Source organism: Variovorax sp. MPBD4-3, from assembly GCF_058809745.1.
Genome location: NZ_JBXASW010000003.1, coordinates 1 through 25,456, shown reverse-complemented (window position 1 = coordinate 25,456; position 25,456 = coordinate 1). Strand labels below are relative to the sequence as shown.

General features: G+C 69.2%; 25 protein-coding genes. 20 read left to right on the top strand and 5 right to left on the bottom strand.

Annotation, left to right across the window (positions count from 1 at the left end; genetic code table 11):
- Positions 1-9 precede the first annotated feature (9 nt).
- The 3 genes from AC1RVW_RS02190 to AC1RVW_RS02180 are packed head-to-tail and all read right to left on the bottom strand — an operon-like array spanning position 10 to position 2,727.
- On the bottom strand, positions 10-849 hold the full coding sequence (locus AC1RVW_RS02190) for a hypothetical protein (RefSeq protein WP_493197763.1): 840 nt from the start codon (positions 847-849) through the stop codon (positions 10-12).
- A gap of 22 nt (positions 850-871) precedes the next feature.
- The gene (locus AC1RVW_RS02185; protein ID WP_493197761.1) at positions 872-2,182 is read right to left on the bottom strand and encodes a hypothetical protein; all 1,311 of its coding nucleotides are present in this window, start codon (positions 2,180-2,182) and stop codon (positions 872-874) included.
- Positions 2,183-2,190: 8 nt separating this feature from the next.
- Positions 2,191-2,727, bottom strand: coding sequence for a hypothetical protein (locus AC1RVW_RS02180; protein WP_081265834.1), 537 nt, complete (start codon positions 2,725-2,727; stop codon positions 2,191-2,193).
- 163 nt (positions 2,728-2,890) lie between these two features.
- Between AC1RVW_RS02180 and AC1RVW_RS02175 the strand changes: the two genes are divergently transcribed.
- From AC1RVW_RS02175 to AC1RVW_RS02165, 3 genes are all read left to right on the top strand, one after another.
- Positions 2,891-3,484 carry an RNA polymerase sigma factor gene (locus AC1RVW_RS02175; RefSeq protein WP_081265833.1) on the top strand — a complete coding sequence of 198 codons (594 nt, stop codon included), beginning with the start codon at positions 2,891-2,893 and terminating at the stop codon, positions 3,482-3,484.
- A gap of 31 nt (positions 3,485-3,515) precedes the next feature.
- A complete protein-coding gene (locus AC1RVW_RS02170) occupies positions 3,516-4,286 on the top strand; it encodes an anti-sigma factor (protein ID WP_285412160.1) in 771 nt (256 codons plus the stop codon).
- Positions 4,287-4,385: 99 nt separating this feature from the next.
- Complete coding sequence (locus tag AC1RVW_RS02165; RefSeq protein ID WP_081265864.1) at positions 4,386-5,117, top strand: SGNH/GDSL hydrolase family protein; 732 nt, start codon at positions 4,386-4,388, stop codon at positions 5,115-5,117.
- A gap of 21 nt (positions 5,118-5,138) precedes the next feature.
- On the opposite strand, the gene opgC is transcribed toward AC1RVW_RS02165, so the two are convergent.
- Positions 5,139-6,281 carry an OpgC domain-containing protein gene (opgC, locus tag AC1RVW_RS02160; RefSeq protein ID WP_081265831.1) on the bottom strand — a complete coding sequence of 381 codons (1,143 nt, stop codon included), beginning with the start codon at positions 6,279-6,281 and terminating at the stop codon, positions 5,139-5,141.
- Between the two features lie 175 nt (positions 6,282-6,456).
- Between opgC and AC1RVW_RS02155 the strand changes: the two genes are divergently transcribed.
- The 16 genes from AC1RVW_RS02155 (at position 6,457) to AC1RVW_RS02080 (ending at position 24,186) form a co-directional block, all read left to right on the top strand.
- Positions 6,457-12,483, top strand: a complete 6,027-nt coding sequence (locus AC1RVW_RS02155) for an alpha-2-macroglobulin family protein (RefSeq protein ID WP_493197758.1) — start codon at positions 6,457-6,459, stop codon at positions 12,481-12,483.
- Positions 12,484-12,520: 37 nt separating this feature from the next.
- Positions 12,521-13,168 (top strand): putative DNA-mimic protein, encoded by a 648-nt coding sequence (locus AC1RVW_RS02150; protein ID WP_493197756.1) that lies wholly within the window; start codon positions 12,521-12,523, stop codon positions 13,166-13,168.
- A gap of 21 nt (positions 13,169-13,189) precedes the next feature.
- Entirely contained in the window at positions 13,190-13,864 is a 675-nt protein-coding gene (locus AC1RVW_RS02145; protein WP_493197754.1) for a VOC family protein, read from the top strand.
- A gap of 7 nt (positions 13,865-13,871) precedes the next feature.
- A complete protein-coding gene (locus AC1RVW_RS02140; protein ID WP_493197752.1) occupies positions 13,872-14,306 on the top strand; it encodes a hypothetical protein in 435 nt (144 codons plus the stop codon).
- 60 nt (positions 14,307-14,366) lie between these two features.
- Entirely contained in the window at positions 14,367-14,735 is a 369-nt protein-coding gene (locus AC1RVW_RS02135; RefSeq protein ID WP_081265827.1) for a nuclear transport factor 2 family protein, read from the top strand.
- 163 nt (positions 14,736-14,898) lie between these two features.
- A complete protein-coding gene (blaOXA, locus tag AC1RVW_RS02130; protein ID WP_493197940.1) occupies positions 14,899-15,729 on the top strand; it encodes a class D beta-lactamase in 831 nt (276 codons plus the stop codon).
- Positions 15,730-15,740: 11 nt separating this feature from the next.
- Entirely contained in the window at positions 15,741-16,850 is a 1,110-nt protein-coding gene (locus tag AC1RVW_RS02125) for a serine hydrolase domain-containing protein (protein WP_493197750.1), read from the top strand.
- A 100-nt stretch (positions 16,851-16,950) separates the two neighbouring features.
- Positions 16,951-17,868, top strand: coding sequence for a LysR family transcriptional regulator (locus AC1RVW_RS02120; protein WP_285412168.1), 918 nt, complete (start codon positions 16,951-16,953; stop codon positions 17,866-17,868).
- A gap of 144 nt (positions 17,869-18,012) precedes the next feature.
- Positions 18,013-18,702 carry a hypothetical protein gene (locus AC1RVW_RS02115; RefSeq protein ID WP_493197748.1) on the top strand — a complete coding sequence of 230 codons (690 nt, stop codon included), beginning with the start codon at positions 18,013-18,015 and terminating at the stop codon, positions 18,700-18,702.
- 42 nt (positions 18,703-18,744) lie between these two features.
- The gene (locus AC1RVW_RS02110) at positions 18,745-20,070 is read left to right on the top strand and encodes an MFS transporter (protein WP_081265822.1); all 1,326 of its coding nucleotides are present in this window, start codon (positions 18,745-18,747) and stop codon (positions 20,068-20,070) included.
- A gap of 7 nt (positions 20,071-20,077) precedes the next feature.
- Complete coding sequence (locus AC1RVW_RS02105) at positions 20,078-20,791, top strand: DUF2848 domain-containing protein (RefSeq protein ID WP_493197747.1); 714 nt, start codon at positions 20,078-20,080, stop codon at positions 20,789-20,791.
- A 2-nt stretch (positions 20,792-20,793) separates the two neighbouring features.
- Complete coding sequence (locus AC1RVW_RS02100) at positions 20,794-22,137, top strand: amidase (RefSeq protein ID WP_493197745.1); 1,344 nt, start codon at positions 20,794-20,796, stop codon at positions 22,135-22,137.
- A gap of 65 nt (positions 22,138-22,202) precedes the next feature.
- On the top strand, positions 22,203-22,697 hold the full coding sequence (locus AC1RVW_RS02095) for a GNAT family N-acetyltransferase (protein WP_493197743.1): 495 nt from the start codon (positions 22,203-22,205) through the stop codon (positions 22,695-22,697).
- Between the two features lie 35 nt (positions 22,698-22,732).
- On the top strand, positions 22,733-23,020 hold the full coding sequence (locus tag AC1RVW_RS02090; RefSeq protein ID WP_493197741.1) for a DUF2277 domain-containing protein: 288 nt from the start codon (positions 22,733-22,735) through the stop codon (positions 23,018-23,020).
- A gap of 83 nt (positions 23,021-23,103) precedes the next feature.
- Positions 23,104-23,505, top strand: coding sequence for a GFA family protein (locus AC1RVW_RS02085; RefSeq protein ID WP_493197739.1), 402 nt, complete (start codon positions 23,104-23,106; stop codon positions 23,503-23,505).
- Positions 23,506-23,559: 54 nt separating this feature from the next.
- Positions 23,560-24,186 (top strand): LysE family translocator, encoded by a 627-nt coding sequence (locus tag AC1RVW_RS02080; protein ID WP_493197737.1) that lies wholly within the window; start codon positions 23,560-23,562, stop codon positions 24,184-24,186.
- A gap of 21 nt (positions 24,187-24,207) precedes the next feature.
- Here the strand turns inward: AC1RVW_RS02080 and AC1RVW_RS02075 are convergent, their stop codons facing one another.
- Complete coding sequence (locus AC1RVW_RS02075; protein ID WP_081265816.1) at positions 24,208-24,414, bottom strand: thrombospondin type 3 repeat-containing protein; 207 nt, start codon at positions 24,412-24,414, stop codon at positions 24,208-24,210.
- Between the two features lie 185 nt (positions 24,415-24,599).
- Between AC1RVW_RS02075 and AC1RVW_RS02070 the strand changes: the two genes are divergently transcribed.
- Positions 24,600-25,456, top strand: an 857-nt coding sequence (locus tag AC1RVW_RS02070) for a biosynthetic peptidoglycan transglycosylase (RefSeq protein WP_493197735.1), incomplete at its 3' end; no start/stop codon positions are given.

Here is a 25,456-nt window from a genome sequence, read left to right as displayed (position 1 = left end):
CGGCCGCCTTCACCACAGGTCGGCGCGGGTCTGCGCGAGCGTGCTGACGCACTGGTCGACGGCCTTGGCGCGCTCTTCGCGAAGGCGCTGCCAGTTGTCGGCCTTCCATGCGGTCCAGGCCACCGGTTCGGACTGATAGAAGCAGTTGGCCGGCATGGGCGGAAGTCCGAAGCGCGGGCTCGCCAGGGCCAGCCCCGCGCGGAATTGCAGGCGGTACAGCTCGTCGGTACCCGACAGGTTCTCGTAGATCAGGCGCCATGGGCCGGGGTTGACCGGCGCGTCGGCCACGGCCGGCAGCCTGGCCGCGGACTCCATGTCCTCGCGCGTCCATCCGGTTTCACTGCGGCCGCGCTGCAGCTCTTTCCACGCCCGGGCGGCATAGACACGGGTGGCGATATCGCCGAGCGCTTCCGGCAACTCCTTCATGCCAGGATTGCCGGCCCATGCCTGCCCCGCCAGTTCCGTGACCGGGTCGCCCGACAGGTCGTCCTTGGAGAAGCCCTGCGCTCCGACGACGGTGCCTCCTGCCACGGCCGATGCAAGCACGCTGATTGCAACCTGCGCCGCCACCGCGCCGCCCGTGTGGTCGCGGCGCACCACCCGAAGCTGGTCGAAGCCCTCGGGGTACGACTTGCCGCGCAGGCGCACTTCGGTCTTGCCCACGGGCACGAAGCCGTCGGCTGCCGCATAGCTGCCGAGCGCTGGCGCCGCAACGGCCGCTTCCTGCGGCAGCTTCGCGGCCAGCGGCGGCTGGGTGGTCACGCAGGCGCTGAGCAATAACGCGGCGCCCAGTGCCACGGGGCGCATCGCCGCGGCGTGCGCGGACGTCTTTTCTTCTTTCCTTCTCATTGGTCCTCTCTGGTTTTCTCTCTTATTGCGCAGCCGGCGTGGGCCGCAGCAGCCAGCGCACTTCCTGCGTCTGCTCGCTGTTCGGGTAGCGCGCCTCCATCGTCGTGAGGATGGGCTGCGCCATGTCGGCGCGGCCCAGCCCCTGCACCAGCGCGCGGACCGCCAGTTCATACGCCTGCGGAATCGCCTCGTGGCCGCGGAAGCGCTTGTCGAAGCCCGACAGCAGCGCCAGCGTGGCGTGCGCGTCGCCATTGCGCCATTCGGCGCGCGCCATCGCGATCACCATGGCCGGGTCGTCGAGCGAAAAGGTCTTCTCGCGCTCGCGGCAAACCTTTAAGACCTTGAGCGCCTCGGAAGCCATGTCGCGACGCATCAGCAGCGGAATGAAGCGCCGCGCCTGGTCGAGCATGGTGTCCTTCTTCTCCGGCATCATGGCCAGCACGCGGTGGTAGCGGCGCTGCGCGGCAAGGTCGTCCGACGCCGCCGTGCGCTGCGCTTCGTAGGCGGTGCCCAGCGCGGTGGCCAGGTCGCCCTCGGTGATCAGCTGCGCCACCTCGGCGTCGGTGCGCTGCGCGGCGACCTGCTCCGGCGTGCGGCGGTCGGCCGGGGCGCCGCCGTCCAGCTCGCTGCCCGGCGCGGCATCGAAGCCGAAGGCGTCGTGGTGCTGGAACATCACGTAGCCCAGCAGGCTCGCCATGACCCAGCCGAAATAGATGAATGCGAAGTTGGCGATCGGCAGCACGATGCGCCCGTCGAACATCGGCAGCACCAGCGCCAGCGCCACCTGCGCACCCGAACTCAGCAGGAACAGGAAGAAGCACAGCAGCGCATACGGCCAGCCGATGATGCGCATCGTGTCCATCACGTGGCCGGGGTTCATGGCCTGGAAGAAGCTGCCCGACTGCACCAGCACGATCACCGCCGCCGGAAAGGTGAAGGACATGACGAACAGCCCCACCGTGCCGAGGATGGGCGAGTACCAGCCGAGCCAGCCGATCAGGAAGGCCTGCACCATCGTGATGGCGAACAGCTTCCACGGCAGGTAGGTCCACTCGTCGCTCGACTCGCGCCCGAAGTCGGCCGAATCGCGGATGCCGCGCGCACCCAGCGCGATGATCTTGAAGCTGTAGCGGCTGGCCGCCAGCATGATGCCGATCTCGATGATGACCAGCGCCAGCGCGTCGGGCAGGAAGAACACGCCCTCGAACAGCAGGCTGCAGAAAGACAGCAGCAGGCCGTAGGCCAGCGGCCGCAGCTGGAACGGAAAGGCGAAGAAGCTGTTGAGCCGGTGCCAGAACGGCGGCGGCGGCGGCAACACGTCTCGGATGATCATGGCTGTGCCTATTTGAAGAAGTCGCTCTGCGTCATGGTGCCGGCGCCGCCCATCCGCATCACGGTGGCCTCTTCGGCATGCACGAGGCGCATCTGGCCCATCTCGCGCTCCAGTCGCTGGGTGAAGCTGCTCCTGTACTGCAGCACCGTTTCCCCCATCTTCAGCACGCTGGTGCCCTTGACGACGGCGCTCCTGCGGTCGGAGGCCACCTGGATGTCGCCGAGGTCGTAGTCGTACTCGATGGTGAGGATGCCGCCCATCTTTTCGCCGACCAGCCTGAAGGTCTCGAAAGCCTCGCGGGTCGCCTTGCAGGCCTCGTCGCGGTCATGGGAGCGCTCGACCGTGTGGCCCATCACCGTCGTCCTGCTTTCGATCCGCGCCTTGCGGCTGAGCTGCTTGCACAGCAGGTCTGCGTCGCGCGAGTAGATGGCATGGGCTTCCTTGCGGTAGTAGTCGTGCACCATCGACTCGTCGAGCTTGCGGCCGCCGACGAAGAAGTACCACGCGCCCACGCAGAGCGCCGCGACGATCGCGATTTGCTTCATTTCTCTTCCCCGACCGCATGCGGTCCCTCGATTTTTCGGGGCAGTATACGGTCACACAAGCACACAAAAGTTTCGAACGCTTGCGTTCAGACGGCCGACAGGCCAGCGGCCTTCCGTCTGAATCCGACCCGGGGAACCGCCCGTATATCAGGCATGCGCCCCCATGCCCGACAATCGTTGGATGACAGTACCCAGCCCCGACGCCGAACTGATGGCGCTGATCGACCGGATCGGCCATCGCGACGAAGCCGCCCTGCGCCTGCTCTACGACCGCACCTCGCCCAAGCTCATGGGCCTGGCGATGCGCGTCGTGCGGCAACGCGAGTGGGCCGAGGACGTCCTCCAGGAAGCCTTTCTGACTGTCTGGCGAGTCGCGGGCGACTATCGCTCCTCGCTCAGCCCGCCGCTGGCATGGCTGGGCCTGATCGTTCGCAGCCGGGCGCTGGACCTGTTGCGCCGGCGCACCGCCGACCGCGCCCAGCTCACCCAGGAATTCGACGAGCTGATGGCCGACACACTCGAATCGGACGCGCCCAACCCGGCGGATACCGCCGATGCCAGCGAGCAGGCCTGGGCGCTGCACCAGTGCCTCAGCCAGCTCGAGGGCCGGCAGCGCGAGGTGGTCAGCCTGGCCTACCTGCGCGAAATGAGCCACGGCGAACTGGCCGAGCAGCTCAAGCTGCCGCTGGGCACGGTCAAGACATGGATCCGGCGCGGGCTGGAGAAACTGCGCGTCTGCATGGGACGCTTTGCATGAACGCGATGACGACGACGAAGGCGGTCCTCCCATGAATCTCATCGCACATCCCGAATTGCTCGAGCTGCTGGCCGCGAGCCATGCCCTCGGCACCCTGCGCGGAGGCGCCCGCCGCCGCTTCGAGGCCCTGGCCCGCGAGCAGGCGCCGGTGCGCGCCGCGGCGCTGGTCTGGCAAGGCCGGCTCGCCAGCATGACCGAGCTGCAGCCCTCCGTCGTGCCCGACCCCGCGGTGTGGACCCGCATCCGCAACATGATCGACGCCGAGCAGGCCAAGATCGCCATCGAACGCCAGCGCGACGCCGCCAATGCGCGCGACGCCGACAGGTCCCGGCAGCCGCGACAGGGCGGCTGGCTGCGCAGCCTCGCGCTCTGGCGCGGCGCCACGGCGGCTGGCGCGCTGGCCACGGTGCTGGCCGTGACCGTCGGCCTCAACCTGCGCGACCAGCTGCACAACGCCCCAGCCGTGCAGTACGTGGCCGTGCTGAACGACGACAAGGACGCGGCCTCGATGCTCGTGACCTTCGACCCCAAGAAGAAGCAGCTGGTACTGCAGCGCGTGGGCGGTTTCAAGGAGAGCGACGACAAGTCGCTGCAGCTCTGGGCCCTGCCGCCTGGCGGCGCGCCGCGCTCGCTGGGCGTGCTCGACAACGCGCCGGGCCTGCGCCTTGCCGCGTCGGAGTCCGACGTGCATGCCGTGCCCACGCTGGCCGTCACGCTCGAAGCCAAGGGCGGCGTGCCGCCGGGCAGCGGGCCGAAGGGACCGGTCGTGTTCAAGGGCGCGCTGATCGAGAAAACCATCTAGGCCGGGCGGCTTGCCTGTCAACGGCCGCGGGCCCTGGGGCGTCGTGGTAGAAAACCCCGCCCGCCCTTCGTACTTCTTCCCGTCCTTCCGATGCCTTCGATGAAAACCGCGCTCGCCGCGGTCGCCCTGCTGACGGCGGCACTCGCCGCCCAAGCCCAGCCCGCATTCTTTCCCCAGGAATCCGAGACGGCCGCGGCCGAGGCCGCCTCCGCGCGCGACTACCTTGCCGCCAAGGAGCGCTGGCACAACGAGCTCGCGGCATTCGCACGGGCCGACCAGGAGCGCTTTCCCGCCCCCGGCGGCGTGGTGTTCGTCGGCAGCTCCACGGTGCGCATGTGGACCCGCCTCTCGCAAGATTTCGCCCGCGTGCCCGGCGGTGTCGTGAACCGCGGCTTCGGCGGCTCCACGCTGAACGACTGCAGCCTGTTCGCGCGCGACCTCGTGGTGCGCTACAAGCCGCGCCAGGTGGTGGTCTACGCCGGCGACAACGACCTGGCCGAGGGCCGCACGCCGCTGCAGGTGCTCGACAGCTTCGCGCGCTTTGCCAACGCGGTGCGCGCCGAACTGCCCGACACGCGCATCAGCTTCGTCTCGGTCAAGCCCAGCCCCTCGCGCGAACATCTGCTGCCGCAGATCCGCGAGACCAATCACGTGATCTCGGCCTACCTCAACCTGCTGCCCAACAGCGAATACATCGACATCTACACGCCCATGCTCGGCGCCGACGGCCGCCCGCGCATGGAGCTGTTCCGCAGCGACAAGCTGCACATGACGGACGAGGGCTACCGGCTATGGCATTCGGTGATCGCGCCGCATTTGCCGAATCCTTGACTCGCCCCCAGGTCAGAGGCCTCAGGCCCGTGCCGGCTCCGTCGGCACGTCGTCCGCCGGCGGCGGCACGTCGGCCCCGCGCGTGAAGCGCGCCACGAAGTACATCCCCGAGAACACCGCCAGCAGCAGCAGGCCGTCGCCCCACCAGGGCCGCGCGGTCTGGCTGTCGCCGTAGAAGGCCAGCACCAGCAGCACCGCCACGAGGTGCGCGCAGAACACCGGCAGCGACGCTGAGCCCATCGCTTCCAGCCAGTGCAGCCGCGGGATGCGGCGCATGAGCCACGGCCCGAAGCGCACCGCCAGGATGCCCAGCGCCACCAGGTTCACCAGCCGCAGCGGGCCGAGCTGCCACTTGTCGAACAGAAGGTTCAGTTCCACGTCGCCGCCGAACGGCGCCTGCCCGTTGATGCCGTGGTGGCGCCAGTACAGGCCGTAGAGCGCAATGCCGGCCGCCAGCAGCAGCACCCACACCGGAAAGTTCAAAGGCTTCGCGCCCGGCCCGTTGCGGGTGGCGCCGATGCACAGCCCGGCGAACCACAGGAACTGCCACGCGTAGGTGTTGAACGCGCCCATCTCGTGGAACGGCACCGGCACGCCGAGGTAGTGCACGGCCAGCCCGTACACCCATTCGCTCAGGCCGAACTGCGCCGCGGCCCACACGGTCGCGCTCACCGCCATCACCCACGACCAGCCGTGGCGCATGGCAAAGGCCAGCACCCACGGGCTCATGAGCATGAAAAAGATGTACATCGGCAGGATGTCGAGCAGCGCCGGCTCGTAGATCAGCAGCAGGCCGTAGATGAAGCCCTCGCGCGGCTCCGCGAGGTAGTAGGACACCAGGTTCTTCACCGCCGGCTGGTCGATGTGCAGCCCGAGCGCCGCGATCACGGTGAACAGGAACAGCAGGATCGCCGCCTGGCACAGGTAGACCTTGAGCACGCGGCGCCAGAAGGCCTGGCGCATCGAGTCCACGCCGCGCGCATAGCCGATGCGGCTGTACACCAGCCCGGCCACGAAAGCCGACAGCAGCACGAAGCCCTCGGCGGCTGAAACGAAGCCGAAAGGCTGACCCAGCGGATCGGTCAGTCGCGTGGGCAGGTGGGTGACGGTCATCAGCACGAGCATCAGCCCGCGCAAGGCGTCTATTTCCCAGTAGCGTTTCATCGGTCGGCGGCGAGGTCTTGGTGGCGGTCCGCGCGGCACACGCACGAGGGCCTCGATTGTAAGAAGACTGGCGTACCCGCGCCGTGGACACGAAGGACATATGACCCATGGCACTGTCGAATCGTCGTGCAAATCGGCTACGCTGCGCGCTGCCTCTAGGTGGAGATACTAAAAAGTGACCCGTTTCCTTCCAACATTGCTCCTGGCCGGCGGCGCGCTCCTGTCCGGCCCGGGCCATGCCCTGCAGATCACCAGCCTCACGCCCCAGGGCGAAGTGGCGCGCGTGCGCCAGATCGTCGCCAAGTTCGACCAGCCCGCCGTCAACTTCGGCGACCCCAAGGCCCCCGCGCCGTTGTCGGTGAGCTGCACCGATGCGCAGGCCGGCAAGGGCACCGGTCGCTGGACCGACGCCAAGGCCTGGGTCTACGACTTCGAGAACGACCTGCCCCCAGGCGTGCGCTGCACCGTCACGCGCATTCCCACTTTCAAGCCCGCCAGCGGCGAGCTGACCGGCCCGGAGCGCTACCAGTTCAACAGCGGCGGCCCGTTCGTGCGCAGCTACATGCCGGGCAGCTACAGCCGCATCGACGAGCAGCAGATGTTCGTGCTCGAACTCAACGGCGCGGCCACGCTCGACAGCGTGCGCCAGAACGTCTGGTGCTCGGCCGACGGCGTGGGCGAGCGCATTCCGGTCAAGCTGCTCGACGGCGACCAGCGCGCCGGCCTGCTCAAGGCCTTCGGCCGCGACAAGGCGGCCGAGAAGGAACCGCTGCGCTTCGTCACCATGCAGTGCAACCGCACGCTGACGCCCGGCGCCAAGGTGCAGATCGTCTACGGCAAGGGCGTCGCCACGCCCTCCGGCGTGCCCAACAACGTGGAACGCCGCCTCGAGTTCCAGGTGCGCGAGCCTTTTGCCGCGTCGTTCACCTGCGAACGCGAGAACGCGCAGGCCGCCTGCCTGCCGCTGCGCCCGATGCAGCTGACGTTCAATGCGCCGGTCACGCGCAAGCTGGCCTCGCAGATCCAGCTCAAGGGCGACAAGACCATCAAGGCCAAGCTCGACAACGACGGCGGCACGCAGAGCGACGACGACGTGGTCAACAGCGTGAGCTTCGAGCCCCCGCTGAGCGAGAGCACCCAGTTCACCATCGAGCTGCCCTCCAGGTTCGAGGATGCCTCGGGCCGCCCGCTGGCCTCGCCCGGCAGCTTCCCGATGAAGGTGGCCACCGGCATGATGCCGCCGCTGGCCAAGTTCGCCGCCTCGCCCTTCGGCGTGGTCGAGCGGCTCGCCGAGCCCGACACCCCGGCCATGATGCCGGTCACCGTGCGCCGCGTGGAGCCGCAGCTGATGGTGCAGGCGCTCACGCCCGGCAAGGTCAGCGACATGAACCCGAAGACCGACGCGGAAATCATCGCGTGGTTCCGCAAGGTGCGCCGCTACGACAACTTCACCATCTCGCGCGAACAGGCGCGCAAGGACGTCAAGGGCCCGCTGCCCCCCGTGATCGACAAGGACGACCGCACCACGCTTCAGACGCGCATGCTGTCGCTGCTGTCGGGCCAGGCGGGCGTGAAGACGCTGGACATGCCCAAGTCGGATGCCGGCGATCCGCGCCCCTTCGAAGTCATCGGCGTGCCGCTGACGCCGGGCTTCCACGTGCTGGAGATCGCCTCGCAGAAGCTGGGCGAGGCGCTGCTCGACGAGCGCTACAACGCCGGGCGCACGATGTACGTGCGCACCACCGCGCTGGCCACCAACCTGGCCGTGCACTTCAAGCTGGGCCGCGAGAACTCCATGGCCTGGGTGACCACGCTCGACAAGGGCAAGGTCGTGGCCGGCGCCGAAGTGCGCGTGTCCAGCTGCGACGGCAAGGCCGTGGCCAGCGGCACCACCGACGCCAACGGCATCGTCATGCTCAACGGCATCTCGCCGCAGGCACCGTCGTGCAACGGCCCTAACGAATACGACAGCGGCGCCTGGTTCGTCAGCGCCCGCGCCAAGGACGACAAGGGCGTGGAAGACCTCGCCTTCACCTGGAGCGACTGGCAGCGCGGTATCGAGCCCTGGCGCTTCAACGTGCCGACCAACCTGCAGGCCGAGCCCGACCGCATCGCCCACACCATCTTCGACCGCACGCTGCTGCGCGCCGGCGAGACGGTGTCGATGAAGAGCCTGATCCGCACGCAGACCAGCAAGGGTTTCGGCCTGCCCGAGAACCGCCCCGACACGCTGGTCATCACCCACGTGGGCAGCGGCCAGCGCTTCACCCAGCCGCTGAACTGGCGCAAGACCGCCACCGGCGGCCTGAGCGCGGAGAACAGCTTTGCCATTCCGCCCGCCGCCAAGCTCGGCGTGTACGAAGTGATGCTGCGCACCGGCGGCGGCAAGGACGGCGACAGCGAAGGCGACGGCGACGGCGACGAGGGCTATGGGCGCAGCTTCGGCACCGGGATGTTCCGCGTCGAGGAATTCCGCCTGCCCGTGCTCGAAGGCCGGATCACGCCCACCGAGAAGAAACCGCTGGTGGCCGCCACCAGCGTGCCGACCGACGTTCAGATCAACTACGTGGCCGGCGGCGGCGCGGCCAACCTGCCGGTGCGCGTGTCGGCCATGGTGCGCGGCAAGAGCCTGAGCTTCCCCGACTACGACGCCTTCAGCTTCAACCCGCCGCGCGCCACCCAGGGCGACGACAGCGATCCGGCGGCCGCGGTCTCCGCCGCTGCCGAGGCCGGCTCGGGCGAGGAAGACATCAACAGCGTGAACGACACCCGCGTGATCGCCGACAAGCTGCCGCTCACCCTCAACAAGGACGGCGCCGGCAAGGTCACCATCGACAAGGTGCCGAAGGTCAAGGCCGCGCGCGAGCTGCTGCTCGAAGCCACCTACGCCGACCCGAACGGCGAGGTGCAGACCATCCGCAGCACGCAGACGCTGTGGCCGGCTTCAGTCATCGCGGGCATCAAGACCGAGGGCTGGGTCTCCACCGCCCAGAAGCTGAAGTTCCAGGCGCTCGCGCTCGACCTCGCGGGCAAGCCGCAGGCCGGCGTGACGCTCAACGTGCGCGCCGTGGCGCGCATCACCACCACCAGCCGCAAGCGCATGGTGGGCGGCTTCTACACCTACGACAACAAGACCGAGACCAAGGACATCGGCACCGTCTGCAGCGGCAAGAGCGACGCGCGCGGCCTGCTGCTGTGCGAGTCGGAGCTGAAGGAAGCCGGCGAAGTCGAACTCATCGCCAGCGCCACCGACAGCGAAGGCCGCGACGCCAAGGCCGTCAGCTCGGTCTACGTGACCAGGCAGGGCGAGCTGTGGTTCGGCGGCGAGGACAACGACCGCATCGACGTGCTGCCCGAGAAGAAGAGCTACCAGCCCGGCGAAGTCGCCAAGTTCCAGGTGCGCAGCCCGTTCCGTTTCGCGACCGCGCTGGTCGCCGTGGAGCGCGAAGGCATCATCGAGACGCACGTGGTGCAGCTCGACGGCAAGGACCCGACCGTCACGCTGCAGGTCAAGCCCGAGTGGGGCCCCAACGCCTACGTGAGCGTGCTCGCCCTGCGCGGCCGCCTGCGCGAAGTGCCGTGGTACAGCTTCTTCACCTGGGGCTTCAAGTCGCCGCGCGAGTGGTGGACGGCCTTCTGGTACGAGGGCAAGGAATACGTCGCGCCCACCGCGATGGTCGACCTGAGCAAGCCCGCCTACCGGCTGGGCATGGCCGAGATCCGCGTGGGCACGCAGGCCCACCAGATCGACGTGACCGTCACCAGCGACAAGCCCAGCTACCCGATCCGCAGCAAGGCCCAGGTGACCATCAGCGCCAAGCTGCCCGACGGCAAGCCCGCCGCCGGCGCCGAAGTGGCGCTGGCCGCGGTCGACCAGGCCCTGCTGGAGCTGATGCCCAACGACAGCTGGAACCTGCTGACCGCCATGCTGCAGCGGCGCAGCTGGGGCGTGAGCACCTCCACGGCGCAGATGGAAATCGTCGGCCGGCGCCACTACGGCCGCAAGGCCGTGCCCGCGGGCGGCGGCGGCGGCAAGGGCCAGACGCGCGAGCTGCTCGACACCCTGCTGCTGTGGAACCCGAAGGTGGTGCTCGACGCCAACGGCCAGGCCGTGGTGACGGTGCCACTGAACGACGCGCTCACCACCTTCAAGATCGTGGCCGTGGCCGATTCCGGCGTGGGCCTGTTCGGCACCGGCCAGGCGAGCATCCAGGCCACGCAGGACCTGCAGATCATCAGCGGCCTGCCGCCGCTGGTGCGCGAGGACGACCAGTTCCGCGCGCAGATCACGCTGCGCAACACCACGCAGAAGCCGATGAAGGTCGAGGCCACGCCGCGCGCCACCCTGCTCACGCTGGAGCCGCAGACCGTGGACATCCCGGCCGGCGAAGCGCGCGAGGTCGCCTGGAACGTGACCGCGCCCGCACAGCTCGCGCAGACGCGCGCCGAAGCCATCCTGTGGGAAATCGAGGCCAAGGACACCATCGGCGGCGCACGCGACGCGCTCAAGGTGCGCCAGCGCATCGTGCCCTCGGTGCCGCTCACGGTGCAGCAGGCCACGCTGGTGCAGCTCGACGGGCCGTTCACGCTCGACGTGGCTCCGCCCGCCGACGCCCTCCCCGGCCGCGGCGGCCTGAAGCTCGCCCTGCAACCCAAGCTGGCCGAAGGCCTGCCGGGCGTGCGCGACTGGTTTGCCAACTACCCGTTCATCTGCCTCGAACAGAAGACCAGCAAGTCGGTCGGCCTGCGCGACGCGAAGATGTGGCAGGGCGTGCTGGCGACGTTGCCCACCTACCTGGACAGCGACGGCCTGGCCAGCTACTTCCCGCCGCGCGACGGCGAGGCCAACCGCGGCAGCGACATCCTCACGTCGTACCTGCTCGCGGCCACCAACGAAGCCGCCGCGCTCGACCCCGCCTTCGCGCTTGCCGACGACGTGCGCGCGCCGATGGAGTCGGGCCTGATCGCCTTCGTCGAAGGCCGCATCACGCGCGACTTCTGGAGCCCGCGCAAGGACCTGGACGTGCGCAAGCTCGCCGCGCTCGAAGCGCTCTCGCGCTACGGCAAGGCCAAGGGAAGCATGCTCGGCAGCATCACCATCGCGCCGAACCAGTGGCCCACCAGCGCGGTGATCGACTGGCTCAACATCCTCAAGCGCGTGAACGACGTGCCGCAGCGCCAGCAGCGCCTGGAAGAAGCCAACAACGTGCTGAAGGCGCGCCTGTCCTATCAAGGCACCAAGCTGATCTTCAGCACCGAGCAGGACGACTACTGGTGGTGGCTGATGACCAACGGCGACGTCAACACCGCCCGCCTGCTGCTCAGCGTGATGGACGACCCGAGCTGGAAGGACGACATCGGCAAGCTCGCCAACGGCTTCATCGGCCGCCAGCAGAACGGCGCGTGGCACACCACCACCGCCAACCTGTGGGGCGGACTGGCGCTGGAGAAGTTCAGCAAGGTGTTCGAGAGCACGCCGGTGTCGGGCGTTACCGCCGCCACGCTGGGCGCGGTGAAGGCGCAGGTCGACTGGAGCAGGGTCGAGCGCGTGAAGGCCAGCGACCCGGCCGGCGCGCCCAACCAGACCACCTTCTTCGGCGCTCCCGCCTCGCCGGGCAACCTGAAGAACAACACGATGTTCCTGCCGTGGGCGGCATCGCCGTCGGGCGCGCCGGTGCGCGACACGCTGCTGGTGACGCAGCAGGGCACCGGCAAGCCGTGGCTCACGCTGCAGTCGATTGCCGCCGTGCAGCTGAAGGCGCCGTTCGCGGCCGGCTATGCCATCAAGAAGACCGTCACCCCGGTCGAGCAGGCCGTGGCCGGCAAGTACACGCGGGGCGACGTGCTGCGCGTGAGCATCGAAGTCAACGCCAGCGCCGACATGACCTGGGTCGTCATCAGCGACCCGATTCCGGGCGGCGCCACCATCCTGGGCAGCGGCCTGGGCCGCGACTCGCAGATCGCCACGCAGGGCGAGAAGAAGAGCGGCGCGGGCTGGCCCGCGTTCGAGGAGCGCAGCTTCGAGGCATTCCGCAGCTACTACGAGTACCTGCCCAAGGGCGTGGTGAAGATGGAATACACCGTGCGCCTGAACAACGTCGGCGACTTCGCGCTGCCGCCGAGCCGCGTCGAAGCCATGTACGCGCCGGAGATGTTCGGCGAGACGCCGAACGCACGGGTGAAGGTGGAGGCGGCGAAGTAAGCCGCTTCGCCGCCGCCAATTCGAAAGGGAGAACACAGTGGGCCTCGCAATCAGCATCGGCGTGCTCGTCGATCTGCTCGAACACGATCCCGAAGGAGCCGGATGGCTGCAGGAGGAACTGGCGGTGGTGAACAAGGTGCTGGCGGCGGCGGGCCTTCCGCCGCACGCCGAGCCGCGTGAACTGCCGCCGCTGCACTCGCGTGCAGCCATCGGCGGCTTCCCGTACTCGTTCATCCACTACCTGCGCCGGGCCTATGCGCACCGCGCGAATTCGCCCGGCTGGATGGCAACGCCGGTGGAAGACGGTGTCGACCCCTCGGAAGATCCGGTGGTGGAAGACGTGCTCTACAGCTCGGAGAGCCACCTGGTCTGCCACTCGGACGCGGAAGGCTTCTACGTGCCGGTCGATTTCGACGAGGTGCTGTATTCCGAACCGGACGACGACAAGCAATTGGCCGGCGGCATGCTCGGCTCCTCCTACCGCCTGCGCGACGAGCTGGTGCTGGTGGCCCCCGCGCTCGGCATCACCCTCACAGACGGCGAGCTGTCGGACGAGGAAGTGGCGCGAATCGGCCGGCTGATCGACGCCGACGAAGGCCTCCATCGGGAGTACGTTTCCTGGCTGCGGCTGTACGAATCGGCCCGGCTGAGCATCGCGCACAAGACCGCCATTGTTTTTACCTGAGCGACCCCGAAGGCCATGAAGATGAAGAAGCCCGTCCGCATCGGCCGCGCGCCTCTTCATCCGGCTTCCCGGCCGACGACGCCGCAAGACGAGGCCTTGGCGTGCACCAAGCCGTGGGACACGCTCGAAGAAACAGCCTCGCCCGGCATTCGATACTGCGGTGATTGCCAGAAGAACGTGTCCTGGGTGGACACGCCGGAGCAAATGCATGCCGCGGCCACGCAAGACCTCTGCATCGCTGTCGAGCAAGGCAGCCTTCATTTCAAAGAGCGCAATGACACCATGAGCCCATACCCCGCCGCACGCCAACTTGCCACCGTCACCCTGCTCGTGCACGACTACGACGAAGCCATCCGCTTCTTCACCGAGGCACTGCGCTTCGAGCTGCTCGACGACACACCGCGCGGCCCCGGCAAGCGCTGGGTGGTGGTCGCGCCCGCGCGCAATGCGGGTGCGGCGCTGCTGCTGGCCAAGGCAGTGACCGACGAACAAGAAGCCGGCATCGGCAAGCAGGCCGGCGGCCGCGTCTTCCTGTTCCTTCACACCTCGGACTTTGCGTCCGACCACGCCCACATGACATCGCACGGCGTCCGCTTCCTCGAGGAGCCGCGCCACGAGCCGCACGGCACCGTGGCGGTCTTCCAGGACCTCTGCGGCAACAAATGGGACCTGATCCAACCCAACGACAACGCATAGCGGCGAAATGAACAACATCCGCCTCGCGCTCGCCGGACTTCTGCTGCCGTTGTCCGCACTGGCCGCATCGAGCGATGCGCCGGTCTCCGTCGACTACCGCTGCCTGACGGAGTCGAGCGCGCAATCGATTCGCCTGGAATGGCGCATCTTTTCCGACCCCAACAGCAACTGGTCCGGCGGCTACGTCAGGTACAAGGGCTCGTCGAAGGTGATACCGATCGTCCCGGTGAAGAGCGAAGTCGGCGACAAGCCGGAAGGGCGTCCGTGGGACTACATCACCACCTGGGCAGAGATCGTCGACGGCCGCATCGCCGGCCAGTACGTGGTGACGATCCAGGGCGCGAACGTCTACGGCTTCGACTACAAGAACCTGCGCAGCGGCAAGCAGTATTCGTTCTCTCAGGACCTCGGCTCCGACGACGGCAGGAAGTGCAGCTGGTAGGCGCCTGAATCGGCCGCATCGGCCTAAACTGCCTGTCCCCTCTTCCTCAGGAGACAGGCCATGACCACGCTTGAAATCGCGAACCAGCTCGTCGCGCTATGCCGGCAGGGAAAGTTCGAAGACGCGAAATCGCTCTATGCCGATGACGCCGTGAGCGTCGAGGCGGGCGCCCCGCCCGGCCAGCAGCGCGAGGCGGTGGGCCTTGCGGCCATCGAGGCCAAGGGCAAGTGGTGGAGCGACAACCACGAGGTGCATTCGTTCAAGGTCACGGGCCCGTGGCCGCACGACGACCGCTTCATCGTCGGCTTCGAGTTCGACGTGACCATGAAGGCCACCGGCCAGCGCTTCAAGATGGAAGAAGCGGGCCTCTACACGGTGCGCGACGGCGCGATCGTGCGGGAAGAGTTCTTCTACTCGATGGGCGGCTAGCCGCCTCCGCGGCCGGCGCAGCGGTTACGCCGGTTACGGCAGTGACGACAGGCATTGCCGCCCGCGTTGTGCGGGCGCGAGGGCGGCTGGATGATTCGCGCCGTCACAACTCCGCTCTCGTGCTTTCATGCCCTCTTCCACACCCGACGAACAACGCCGCGCCATGCTGGTACGCGGCAGCGCGACCGTCGCCGCTCTCGCCACCGCGTGGCATGGCGGCCTGGCCCAGGCAGCCACCGCGCCCGATGCTGCCCCCCAGGAACGTGCGGACCTCGCCCGCCACTTCACCGCCGCAGGCACGCCCGGCACCTTCGCGCTGTTCGACGCCGCCACGGCCAAGCTCACGCTGGTCGATGCCAGGCGCGCGGGCCAGCGCTTCGTGCCCGCGTCGACCTACAAGATTCCAAACAGCCTGATCGCGCTGGAGACCGGCGCGGTGAAAGACATCGACGAAGTGCTGCCCTACGGCGGCAAGCCGCAGCGCCGCGCGGAGTGGGCGCACGACATGAACCTGCGCGACGCGATTCGCGTGTCGAACCTGCCGGTCTACCAGGGCGTGGCGCGGCGCATCGGGCTGGCGCGCATGAAGGCGTGGATCGCGCGCCTGCACTACGGCAACGAGGCGCTGGGCGACGTGGTCGACCGCTTCTGGCTCGACGGTCCGCTGAAGATTTCCGCGATCGAGCAGGCGCGCTTTCTCGCGCGGCTCGGGCTGCGCCAGCTGCCGCTGTCGGCGCGCACGCAGGACATGGTGCACGACATCACCCTCGTCGAGAAAACGCCCACGCACGCGCTGCACGCCAAGACCGGCTGGTACTACAAGCCGCCGGAATCCCTCGGCTGGTGGGTGGGCTGGGTGACGGGCGTGGACGGCGGCGTGAAGAGCTTCGCGCTCAACATGGACATGCGCCACGACGAGGATGCGCCGAAGCGCATCACGATCGGACGTGCGCTGCTGGCCGAACTGGGCGTGATGCCGGACGCATCGCGCTGAGGCGGCACGACATGCGCCGCACTCACCTCATCGCATGGGCCATTGCCCAGTTTTCCCCACTGCTCGCCGCAGCCTGTGCGCAGGCAGAGCCGCTGAGCTTCGCCACGCCGCCGGCCGAGATCGCCGCACGCGTGATGCGCGACGCGCCCGGCAGCATCGTGGTCGGCGTATTGCGCCAGGGCGAAACACGCTTCGCGATGCAGCGCAACAGCGTCGCGCAGGCGGGCCCGGTCCGGGAGATCGCCGCCGATGGCCAGCCGATCTTCGAGGTCGGCTCGATCAGCAAGCTCTTCACGGGCGTGCTGCTGGCGCAGGCGGTCGAGCGCGGCGACCTGTCGCTCGACGACACGCTCGGCACGCTGCTGGCCGGACAGGTGACGCTGCCGCGGGAGACCGCGAGCGTCACGCTTCGCCAACTGGTCACGCACACGGGTTGCCTGCCCGGCATGCTGCCGGCTCCCCCGATGGCCGAGGGCGGCAACCCGTTCGCGCACACCGATCGCGCGCGTTTGCTTGCCGGCCTGTCGACGCTCAGGCTCGACCGCGTGCCACCCTGCAACGGCCCCTACAGCAGCCTGGGCCTCGGCCTGCTCGGGCAGGTGCTTGCGGACCGCTACGGCAAGCCCTGGGAACTGCTGGTGCAGGAGAACATCGCCGTGCCGCTGGGCATGAAGGACACGATGCAGCACCTCGGCCCCGAGACCGGCCGCCTGGCGCTCGGCTACGAGGACAGGACACCACGCGCGCCTTGGGACTTCGATGCGCTGGCGGGTGCCGGCGCGTTGCGCTCCACGGCCGCCGACCTGCTGGTGTTCGCGCGTGCGCTCATGGCCGGCCGCAAGGGTCCGCTGGGCGCCGCGGCGGAACGCGCGCTCACCCCGCTGGGCCACAGCGACATCTACGAGCTGGGCTACGCCGTGCGCATCCGCGAGAACGCCGGACGCAGGCTCTACTTCCATACGGGCCAGACCGGCGGCTATCGCGCGCTGCTGGTGTTCGCGCCGGCCACGCAGGAGGCCGCGGTGATGGTGGCCAGCAATGCGTCGGCCGGGGCGGCGCGCATGGCGGACGACATCACCCTGCCGCCGCCGGCACCCGCCAGGCGCCGATCCTCCCGCTGAGCCGAACGCCCGTTCCGCCTCACGGCGCTTGCGGGTCGGCCATGAGGGCCCTGGGCGCACCGCCGCATCGAATACCGGCAAAATGCCCCGAGGTGCCCTCATGAACACAAGATTTGTCGAAGCCTTCCTCTGGGCCGCGCGGCTGGGCAGCTTCCGCGCTGCCAGCGACCGGCTCCACATCACGCAGGCGGCCGTGTCCAACCGCGTCGCCTCCCTCGAAGAAGACATCGGCGCGCGCCTGTTCGAACGCGATGCGCGCGAGCTGCGGCTCACCCCGGTCGGCGTGCGGCTCATGGACTACGGCGAACGGCTGCTCGAGCTGCGCCGCGAGATCGTGTCACTCGGCCGCCCGCGCGAAGACCTCCTCGGCCTCGTGCGCATCGGCGCCATCGAAACAGTGGTGCACACCTGGCTGCTGGGTTTTCTGACCAACCTGCGCTCCACCTATCCGGGCATCGAGGTGCAGCTGACCTCCGAGACCACGCTGGCGCTGCATCGGGGCCTGCGCGAAGGCGCGCTCGACATCGCGCTGCAGACCGACCACATCGCCGGCGCGGGCATCGTGAGCACGCCCTGCCTGCCGATGCCGATGGGCTGGGTCGGCGCGCCGGCGGCGGAGCCGGTGCAGACCGTCGACCAGCTGCTGCGCCAGCCCGTGCTGACCATGAGCCCCGGCTCGCAGCCGCACGAGGCGCTGAAAAACCTCTACCGCTCCGTCGGCATTCCGCTGGGCAAGGTGCACTGCGTGAGCTCGATCTCGGCGCTGGCCCGGCTGGTGAAGGCGGGCTTCGGCAATGCGCTGGTGCCGCTGCCGCCGGTGTACGAGTACGTGGCCGCCGGCGACGTGCGAATCATCGAGTGCGACGCGCTCATCTCGCCGCAGCGGCTGGTGGTGAGCCACCTGGAAGCGGCCGATTCCGACGCCATCCGCCTGGTGGCCGAGCTGGCCTGCCGCGCGTCGGACCAGTTCACGGCTTCCGCCACCGCACCAACCTGGCGCGGAACGACAGAGGGTTAACCCTCAAAACAGCGCATTCGTGCCCCATGAGGGGGCCAGTAATTCTTGTGGCTGTCGCCCAGAAAAACTCGTTTGTGACAGCACGGCACTGCGGCGGAAGATCGCGCCTTCATTTTTCGAAGGCCCGCCCGCCCCTGTGCCGCCATGACTGCAACCGACTCCCTCCTCTCTCCTGAAAACACCACGGCGAACATCAACGGCCTGTTGTTCGTCGCCTCCGACGTCGACCCCGCCGACGACGCCGACTTCAACCGCTGGTACGACCGAGAACACGTGGAAGAGCGCGTGCGCGTCCCGGGCTTCCTGTCGGGCGCGCGCTACTTCTCGCTCGAGGGTGGACGCAAGTACCTGGGCCTGTACCGCACCGAATCGCTGGCGGTGTTCCGCTCCGCCGGCTACCGCGCCGCGTTCGAGAAGCAGACGCCGTGGTCGGTGGCCAATCTCGACCGCATGCGCCAGCCGATCCGCCGCGTGTGCGCCGTGCAGGCCGTTACCGGCTTCGGCAGCGGCAGCCATGCCGTGGTGCTGCCGCTGGCCGCGGCCGCCGACGCGCAGGCGCGGGTGGCCGGGGCGGAACGCGCCGGCCGCCAGCTGGCAGCGCAGGCAGGCTTCGTGCAGTCGTACCTGCTCGTGCCCGACGCCGCGCTCAGCACGCCGCTGCCGCGCGAAGCCACCGAAGGCCGCGTGCTGCAGCCGATGCTGGTGATCGAGACCAGCAGCGCCGAGGCCGCCCGCGCCGCGCGCGCCACGGCCGCCGCCGCGCTCGACGCCGACCCCGCCACCGGCTGGCTGCTCGCGCTCGGCTGGAAGCTGAGCGCGGCCGAGCTGCGCTGAACCGATCCGACTTTCATGTCTTCACCGAACAAAGGTATCTCCATGACCGAACATGTTCTTCCCACGCCGGCCGCCTCCGGCACCGCGCCCGATGCGCCGTCCGCCAAGATGGGCCGGCTGGCCATGGCCAGCTCCATCGGCACCACGCTGGAGTGGTACGACTTCACCGTCTACAACATCATGGCGGCGCTGGTCTTCAACGCGGTGTTCTTCCCGTCGTTCGACCCGCTGACCGGCACCATCCTGGCCTTCTCGACCTACGCGGTCGGCTACATCTCGCGCCCGCTGGGCGGCGTGGTGTTCGGCCACCTCGGCGACCGGCTGGGCCGGCGCTTCGTGCTGGTGGCCACGCTGGTCATCATGGGCGTGTCCACCGGGCTGATGGGCCTGCTGCCCACCTACGCGGCCTGGGGCATCTGGGCGCCCGTGGCGCTGGTCGCGCTGCGCTTCGTGCAGGGCGTGGCGCTCGGCGGCGAATGGGCCGGCGCGGTGCTGCTGTCGATGGAACACGGCAAGCCCGACGAGCGCGGCCGCAATGCCTCGTTCACGCAGGTCGGCCCGTCGTGCGGCACGCTGATCGGCACCGGCTTCATCGCCATCGTGTCGGCATGGCTGAGCCCTGAAGACTTCCAGAGCTGGGGCTGGCGCATTCCGTTCATCTCCAGCGTCGCGCTGGTGCTGTTCGGCCTGTGGCTGCGCCGCGGGGTCGACGAGACGCCTGTGTTCCGCGAGATGGAAGAAAAGAAGGCCACCGCCAAGACGCCCATCAAGGAAGTGCTCACGCAGCACTGGCGCCGCCTGCTGGTGGCCGGCGGCTCGCGCATCGGCTCCGACGTGCTGTATGCGCTGGTGGTGGTGTTCACCCTGACCTACGTGACGACGGTGCTGCACCTGTCGCGTCCGCTGGCGCTCACCGCCACGATGATCGGCGCGGCCTGCAACGCGATCGCGGTGCCGTGGTTCGGCAGCCTGTCGGACCGCATCGGCCGCCGCCCGGTCTACATTGCCGGCGCGCTGCTGGGCATGGCGTGGGCCTTCGTGTTCTTCGTGCTGATGGACAGCGCGCACCCGGTCGCCATCTGCGCGGCGGTGGTGGTGGGCCTGCTGATCCACGCGATGATGTACGGCCCGCAGGCCGCCTTCGTGACCGAGCAGTTCCCCGGCCGCGTGCGCTACGCCGGCGCCTCGCTGGCCTACACGCTGGCGGGCATCCTGGGCGGCGGCTTCGCGCCGCTGATCATCGCCAGCCTGTTCAAGTCGTGGGGCAGCACGGTGGCCGTGTCGCTTTACGTGGTGGCCGCGCTGGGCGTCACGCTGGTCGCCCTGGTGGTGGCACGCGAGACGGCCAAGCGCCCGCTGGAAAGCTGAGGTGGGCATGAGCTTGCGTTTTGCCTGCGAAGCCGTCGAAGCCGACGGCACCCGCACCACCGCCCTGCACACCGTCGCGCCCAGCGCGCTGGTGGTGGCCGGCTGGACCGGCCGCGACGTCGCGGCCATCGAGCACCACATCGAGGAACTGGCCGCGCTCGGCGTGCCGCGCCCGTCGAGCGTGCCGCTGTACTACCGCGTGGCCGCGCAGCTGCTGACGCAGTCGCCCGCCATCGAGGCGCTGGGCGACCAGAGCTCGGGCGAGGCCGAGCCGGTGCTGTTCTTCTCGCACGGCGAATGGTGGCTGAGCGTGGCCTCGGACCACACCGACCGCCATGTGGAGAGCTACTCGGTCGCCGTGTCCAAGCAGATGTGCGCCAAGCCGGTGGCCGAGACCGCCTGGCGCTGGCGCGACATCGAGGCGCACCAGGACACGCTCGAGCTGCGCTCGCGCATCTTCGAGGACGGCCGCTGGATCGACTACCAGCGCGGCACGCTGGCATCGATCCGTCCGCTGGCGGCACTGCGCGAAGGCATGGCCCATGGCGGCGCCGCGCCCGAAGGCCTGTTCATGACCTGCGGCACGCTCGGCGCGCTGCCCAACGCGAAGGGCGAAGGCATCCGCCCCGCAGCGCAGATGGAAATCGAACTGCACGACCCGCTGCTGCGCCGGCGCATCGTGCATCGCTATGCGGTCGAAGCACTGCCCGTGGTGGCCTGACGATGAACGACGACTTCACCATTTCCGCCCTGCGCGCACGCATCGCGAACGGCGAGCTGTCGCATGAAGCGCTGGTCGGGCAGGTGCTCGAAGCGGCATCGCAGCCCGCCGCGCGGCATGTGTTCACGCGGCTCTATGCCGATGGCGCACTCGCTGCCGCGCGCCATGCCGATGCGGCGCGCAAGGCCGGCGTGGCGCTGGGCCCGCTCGCCGGCCTGCCCGTGTCGGTCAAGGACCTCTACGACATCGCGGGCGAGACCACCATGGCCGGCTCCGCCGTGTGCGCGGGCGAGCCCGCGGCCGCGCACGACGCGGTCGCCGTCGCGCGGCTGCGCACGCAGGGCGCGGCCATCGTCGGCAAGACCAACATGACCGAGTTCGCGTTCTCCGGCGTGGGCATCAACCCGCACCACGGCACGCCGCACAACCCGGCCGACGCGCAGACGCCGCGCATCCCTGGCGGCTCGTCCTCGGGCGCGGCGGTGTCGGTGGCGCTGGGCCTCGCTGTGGCCGGGCTGGGCTCGGACACGGGCGGCTCCATCCGCATTCCCGCCGCGCTGTGCGGAATCGTCGGCTTCAAGAGCACGCAGTCGCGCGTGCCGCGAACAGGCGCATTCGAACTCGCGCGCTCGCTCGACACCGTCTGCGCCATGGCCCGCAGCGTGGAAGACTGCCTGACGGTGGATGCCGCCATTGCCGACACGCCGCTCGCGGTGCGCCGCCGCCCGCTGCAGGGCATGCGCCTCGCGGTGCCGCGCACGCTGATGTTCGACGGCATCGAGCCGGCCGTGGCCGCGGCCTTCGATCGCGCCTTGCAGACGCTGTCGAAGGCCGGCGCGCAGATGGTGGACATCACGCTGGCCGAACTCGCCGAGATCGCGACCGTCAACGCGCCCGGCGGCTTCTCGCCCGTCGAGGCCTCGGCCGTGCACCGCGAGCGCTTCGCCGCGAAGCGCGACGGCTTCGACACCCGCGTGGCCGCGCGCATTGCGCTGGGCACCGAGGTGCGCGCCGCCGACTACATCGCCATGCAGGACCGCCGGCGCGACTGGATCGGCCGCGTCGAGCACGCCATCGAAGGCTTCGACGCCCTGGTGTGCCCGACGGTGCCCATCGTGGCGCCGCCCATCGCCGCGCTCGCGGAAGACGCGGCCTTCTTCAAGGCCAACGGCCTGCTGCTGCGCAACACCTTCGCGATCAACCTGCTGGACGGCTGCGCCTTCAGCCTGCCCTGCCATGCGCCGGGCGAACTGCCGGTGGGGCTGATGCTGGCCTCGGTGCGCGGCGACGATGCAAGGCTGGCGGCCGTGGCGCTGGCCGTGGAATCCGCGCTGCACGCACGCTGAACGCGGCGGCAGCCGAGGGCACCCGCGCTGTCGCCGCGGTGTCCGGTTCGGCTATCGTCGTGCGCATGAACCATGTCCTCGTCGTCCCCACGGCCGAATCCCATTTCGAGAGCCTGCACGGCGCGCTCGATGTGGTCGCCCGCGAGCACAAGTACCTTGCGCTGACCGAGGCGCCGCCGCTGGCGCAATCGATCGCCTTCTACCGGAACGTGATCGCCAGCGACTTCCCGCACTTCGTGGCGGTCGATGGCGACAGGGTCGTCGGCTGGTGCGACGTGTCGCCGGTGTTCGGGCATTCGCGCGCGCACATCGGCGTTCTCGGCATCGCGCTATTGCCCGAGGCGCGCGGGCGGGGCCTGGGCGCCAAGTTGCTGCAGGCCGCCATCGACAAGTCCTGGGCGCGCGGGCTGACCCGCATTGCGCTGAACGTGCGCGCCGACAACCTGAACGCCAAGGCGCTGTACGAGCGGCTCGGCTTCGAACATGAGGGCATCGTGCGCCGCGCCAGCCTGATCGACGGCGTCTACCACGACGCCCATGCGATGGCCCTGCTTCGCTAGACTGGAACCAGGTCGTCATCGAACGGAGAGCGCCCATGTGCCGCAGCATCAAGACCCTCTACAACTTCGAGCCTCCTGCCACCGAGCAGGAAATCCGCGCCGCCGCGCTGCAGTTCGTGCGCAAGCTCAGCGGCTTCAGCGTGCCGTCGAAGGCCAACGAGGAAGCCTTCGAAAGGGCTGTTGACGAAGTGGCGGCAACGGCGGCGCGGCTGCTCGAATCGATGGTCACCACGGCCGAGCCCAAGGACCGCGCGGTGGAGGCCGAGCGCGCCAGGGCCCGGTCGGCCGCCCGGTTCGGCGCGGCACCGGAACAGGGCCGGTAAAAGCCCCGCCGCTGCCCGCCGGCGCTGCATTTGATAAGGTGTTCGCCGGCCGCTCCAACCGACCGGGAGCTGCTCACAAGCACATGAAAAAGACCTACACCGGCGGCTGTCATTGCGGCGCCGTGCGATTCGAAGCCGACATCGACCTGAGCCTTGGCACCCTTCGGTGCAATTGCGCCATCTGCACCCAGACGCGCTTCTGGCCCGCCATCGTCGCGACCGATGCCTTCCGGCTTCTCGAAGGCGAATCCGAACTCAGCGAGCAGATGCTCGACACCCGCAACAGCCACTACATCGTCTGCAGGCACTGCCGCGTGCGCTCCTTCGGCGTGGGCCATTCGCCCGAGACCGGCGCGACCGCCTACGGCGTGAACGTGACCTGCCTGGACGACGCGGACCTCGACGACCTCGCCAACTCTCCCATCCGCTACGTGGACGGTCACCGAGGGACCTGGCACGTCGCGCGCACGGCCATCGGCATCTGAGCGGCAAACGCGCCCCCCACACATTCACCACAACCATCAGAAGACAGGAAGCACATGCCCATCGAACTCTGGCTCGCCTTCGTCGCGGCCTCCGTCGTCCTGCTGATCATTCCGGGGCCGACCATCCTCACGGTCATCAGCTATTCGATGTCGCATGGCCGCCGCGCCAACGTGCCGCTGGTGGCCGCCGTGGCGCTCGGCGATTCCACGGCGCTTGTGGTGTCGCTGATGGGCCTGGGCGCGCTGCTCTCGGCTTCGGCCTTCTGGTTCACGGCAGTGAAGTGGGCGGGCGGCCTTTACCTGCTGTACCTGGGCATCAAGCTGCTGCGCGCCGGCATCTCGCCCAGCGAAGTGGCCAGGCCGGCGGCACCCGTGTCGCGCTGGCGGCTGTTCGCCAACACCTACCTGGTGACGGCGCTCAACCCCAAGGGCATCGTGTTCTTCGTGGCTTTCCTGCCGCAGTTCATCAGCCCGTCGGTGGACGTGACGCGCCAGATGTGGGTGCTGGCGCTGACCTTCGTGGCGCTGGCCACGACCAACGCCACGCTCTACGCAGTGTTCGCCGCCTCGGCGCGCAAGCTGCTGTCGTCGCCACGCGCACAGCGGCGCTTCAACCTTGCCGGCGGCTCGCTGCTGAGCGCCGCCGGCGTGTGGGCGCTGATGGCGCGCAGGCCCGGTTGAGGCGGCGCGAGTCCGGTCGCGTCAGTTGCGGTTCGGATTGTTCGGCGCGCGGTCGTAGCGATTGGGCACGCCGTCGCCGTCCCTGTCGCGGTCGTAGCGGTTGGGCACGCCGTCGCGATCGCGGTCGGCCTGCGGGCGCGGCGGCGGCGGGCGGTCGTAGACCGGAGTCACGCAGCCGGCCAGGACGGCCGAGGCGGCCAGGATCAGCGCCAGTGTTTTCGTTGCCATGAAGTTCTCCTAGTAATGTTCGTGGAACCGGCGATCGCCTCCTGCGAGCCGGGGTGTGCGAACTCTGGAATGAAGCGCGCGCCGCCGCCATGAGGCCCGCGCCCCGTCCCCGGGTAGGCCGGCATCCCGATGTGGTTCGCGGAGAATGTCACCGCCACATACTTTCCGAAACGACGCCCTCTTTCATGCAGTTCGCGCCCTCTTCCTTCGACCGAAAGGCCCTGGCCTTCGCCCTGCTCGCAGCGGTTTGCGCGCAACCGGCGCTGGCGCTCGTGAGCTTCGAGGAAGTGAAGCGCGACTTCCGCTCGTCCGACACCGCCGTGCTCGACCGCAACGGCGAGCTGCTGCAGCGCGTGCGCACCGACCCCACCGTGCGGCGCGGCCAGTGGACGCCGCTGGCCGACGTGTCGCCGGCCCTGCGCACGGCCATGGTGCTGAGCGAGGACAAGCGCTTCTACGAACACAGCGGCATCGACTGGCGCGCCGTGTCGGCCGCGGCATGGGGCAACCTGTGGAACACGCGCACGCGCGGCGCCTCGACCATCACGATGCAGCTCTCGGGCCTGCTCGACGAGGACCTGCGGCGCGCCTCGGGCGGCCGCAGCTTCACGCAGAAGATCGGCCAGACCGTGGCCGCCGCGCAGCTGGAGCGCAACTGGCGCAAGGACCAGATCCTGGAGGCCTACCTCAACACCGTGCCGTTCCGCGGCGAGATCGTGGGCATCGATGCGCTCTCGCGCACGCTGTTCGGCAAGGCGCCGAGCGGGCTCGATGCGCGCGAAGCGGCGGTGGCTTCTGCGCTGGTGCGAGCCCCCAATGCCAAGCCCGCGCTGGTGGCGCAGCGCGCCTGCGACGTGCTGCGCGCCATGGAGCCGCAGCAGAAGGTCGACTGCGAGGCGCTGGACATGTTCACCAGCGCCGCCGTGCAGCGCAGGGCCTTCGAGCCGAACGAGGGCATCGCGCCGCATGCGGCGCGGCGGGTGCTGCGGGAACTGAGGGACGCGAATGCGGGGGCAGCCCCCACCCCGGCCCTCCCCCAGAG

Coding starts and splice junctions, on each gene's coding strand:
- AC1RVW_RS02190 (WP_493197763.1), bottom strand. CDS start 849: ATGAGAAGGAAAGAAGAAAAGACGTCCGCGCACGCCGCGGCGATGCGC.
- AC1RVW_RS02185 (WP_493197761.1), bottom strand. CDS start 2,182: ATGATCATCCGAGACGTGTTGCCGCCGCCGCCGCCGTTCTGGCACCGG.
- AC1RVW_RS02180 (WP_081265834.1), bottom strand. CDS start 2,727: ATGAAGCAAATCGCGATCGTCGCGGCGCTCTGCGTGGGCGCGTGGTAC.
- AC1RVW_RS02175 (WP_081265833.1), top strand. CDS start 2,891: ATGCCCGACAATCGTTGGATGACAGTACCCAGCCCCGACGCCGAACTG.
- AC1RVW_RS02170 (WP_285412160.1), top strand. CDS start 3,516: ATGAATCTCATCGCACATCCCGAATTGCTCGAGCTGCTGGCCGCGAGC.
- AC1RVW_RS02165 (WP_081265864.1), top strand. CDS start 4,386: ATGAAAACCGCGCTCGCCGCGGTCGCCCTGCTGACGGCGGCACTCGCC.
- opgC (WP_081265831.1), bottom strand. CDS start 6,281: ATGAAACGCTACTGGGAAATAGACGCCTTGCGCGGGCTGATGCTCGTG.
- AC1RVW_RS02145 (WP_493197754.1), top strand. CDS start 13,190: ATGAAGAAGCCCGTCCGCATCGGCCGCGCGCCTCTTCATCCGGCTTCC.
- AC1RVW_RS02140 (WP_493197752.1), top strand. CDS start 13,872: ATGAACAACATCCGCCTCGCGCTCGCCGGACTTCTGCTGCCGTTGTCC.
- AC1RVW_RS02135 (WP_081265827.1), top strand. CDS start 14,367: ATGACCACGCTTGAAATCGCGAACCAGCTCGTCGCGCTATGCCGGCAG.
- blaOXA (WP_493197940.1), top strand. CDS start 14,899: ATGCTGGTACGCGGCAGCGCGACCGTCGCCGCTCTCGCCACCGCGTGG.
- AC1RVW_RS02125 (WP_493197750.1), top strand. CDS start 15,741: ATGCGCCGCACTCACCTCATCGCATGGGCCATTGCCCAGTTTTCCCCA.
- AC1RVW_RS02120 (WP_285412168.1), top strand. CDS start 16,951: ATGAACACAAGATTTGTCGAAGCCTTCCTCTGGGCCGCGCGGCTGGGC.
- AC1RVW_RS02115 (WP_493197748.1), top strand. CDS start 18,013: ATGACTGCAACCGACTCCCTCCTCTCTCCTGAAAACACCACGGCGAAC.
- AC1RVW_RS02110 (WP_081265822.1), top strand. CDS start 18,745: ATGACCGAACATGTTCTTCCCACGCCGGCCGCCTCCGGCACCGCGCCC.
- AC1RVW_RS02105 (WP_493197747.1), top strand. CDS start 20,078: ATGAGCTTGCGTTTTGCCTGCGAAGCCGTCGAAGCCGACGGCACCCGC.
- AC1RVW_RS02100 (WP_493197745.1), top strand. CDS start 20,794: ATGAACGACGACTTCACCATTTCCGCCCTGCGCGCACGCATCGCGAAC.
- AC1RVW_RS02095 (WP_493197743.1), top strand. CDS start 22,203: ATGAACCATGTCCTCGTCGTCCCCACGGCCGAATCCCATTTCGAGAGC.
- AC1RVW_RS02090 (WP_493197741.1), top strand. CDS start 22,733: ATGTGCCGCAGCATCAAGACCCTCTACAACTTCGAGCCTCCTGCCACC.
- AC1RVW_RS02085 (WP_493197739.1), top strand. CDS start 23,104: ATGAAAAAGACCTACACCGGCGGCTGTCATTGCGGCGCCGTGCGATTC.
- AC1RVW_RS02080 (WP_493197737.1), top strand. CDS start 23,560: ATGCCCATCGAACTCTGGCTCGCCTTCGTCGCGGCCTCCGTCGTCCTG.
- AC1RVW_RS02075 (WP_081265816.1), bottom strand. CDS start 24,414: ATGGCAACGAAAACACTGGCGCTGATCCTGGCCGCCTCGGCCGTCCTG.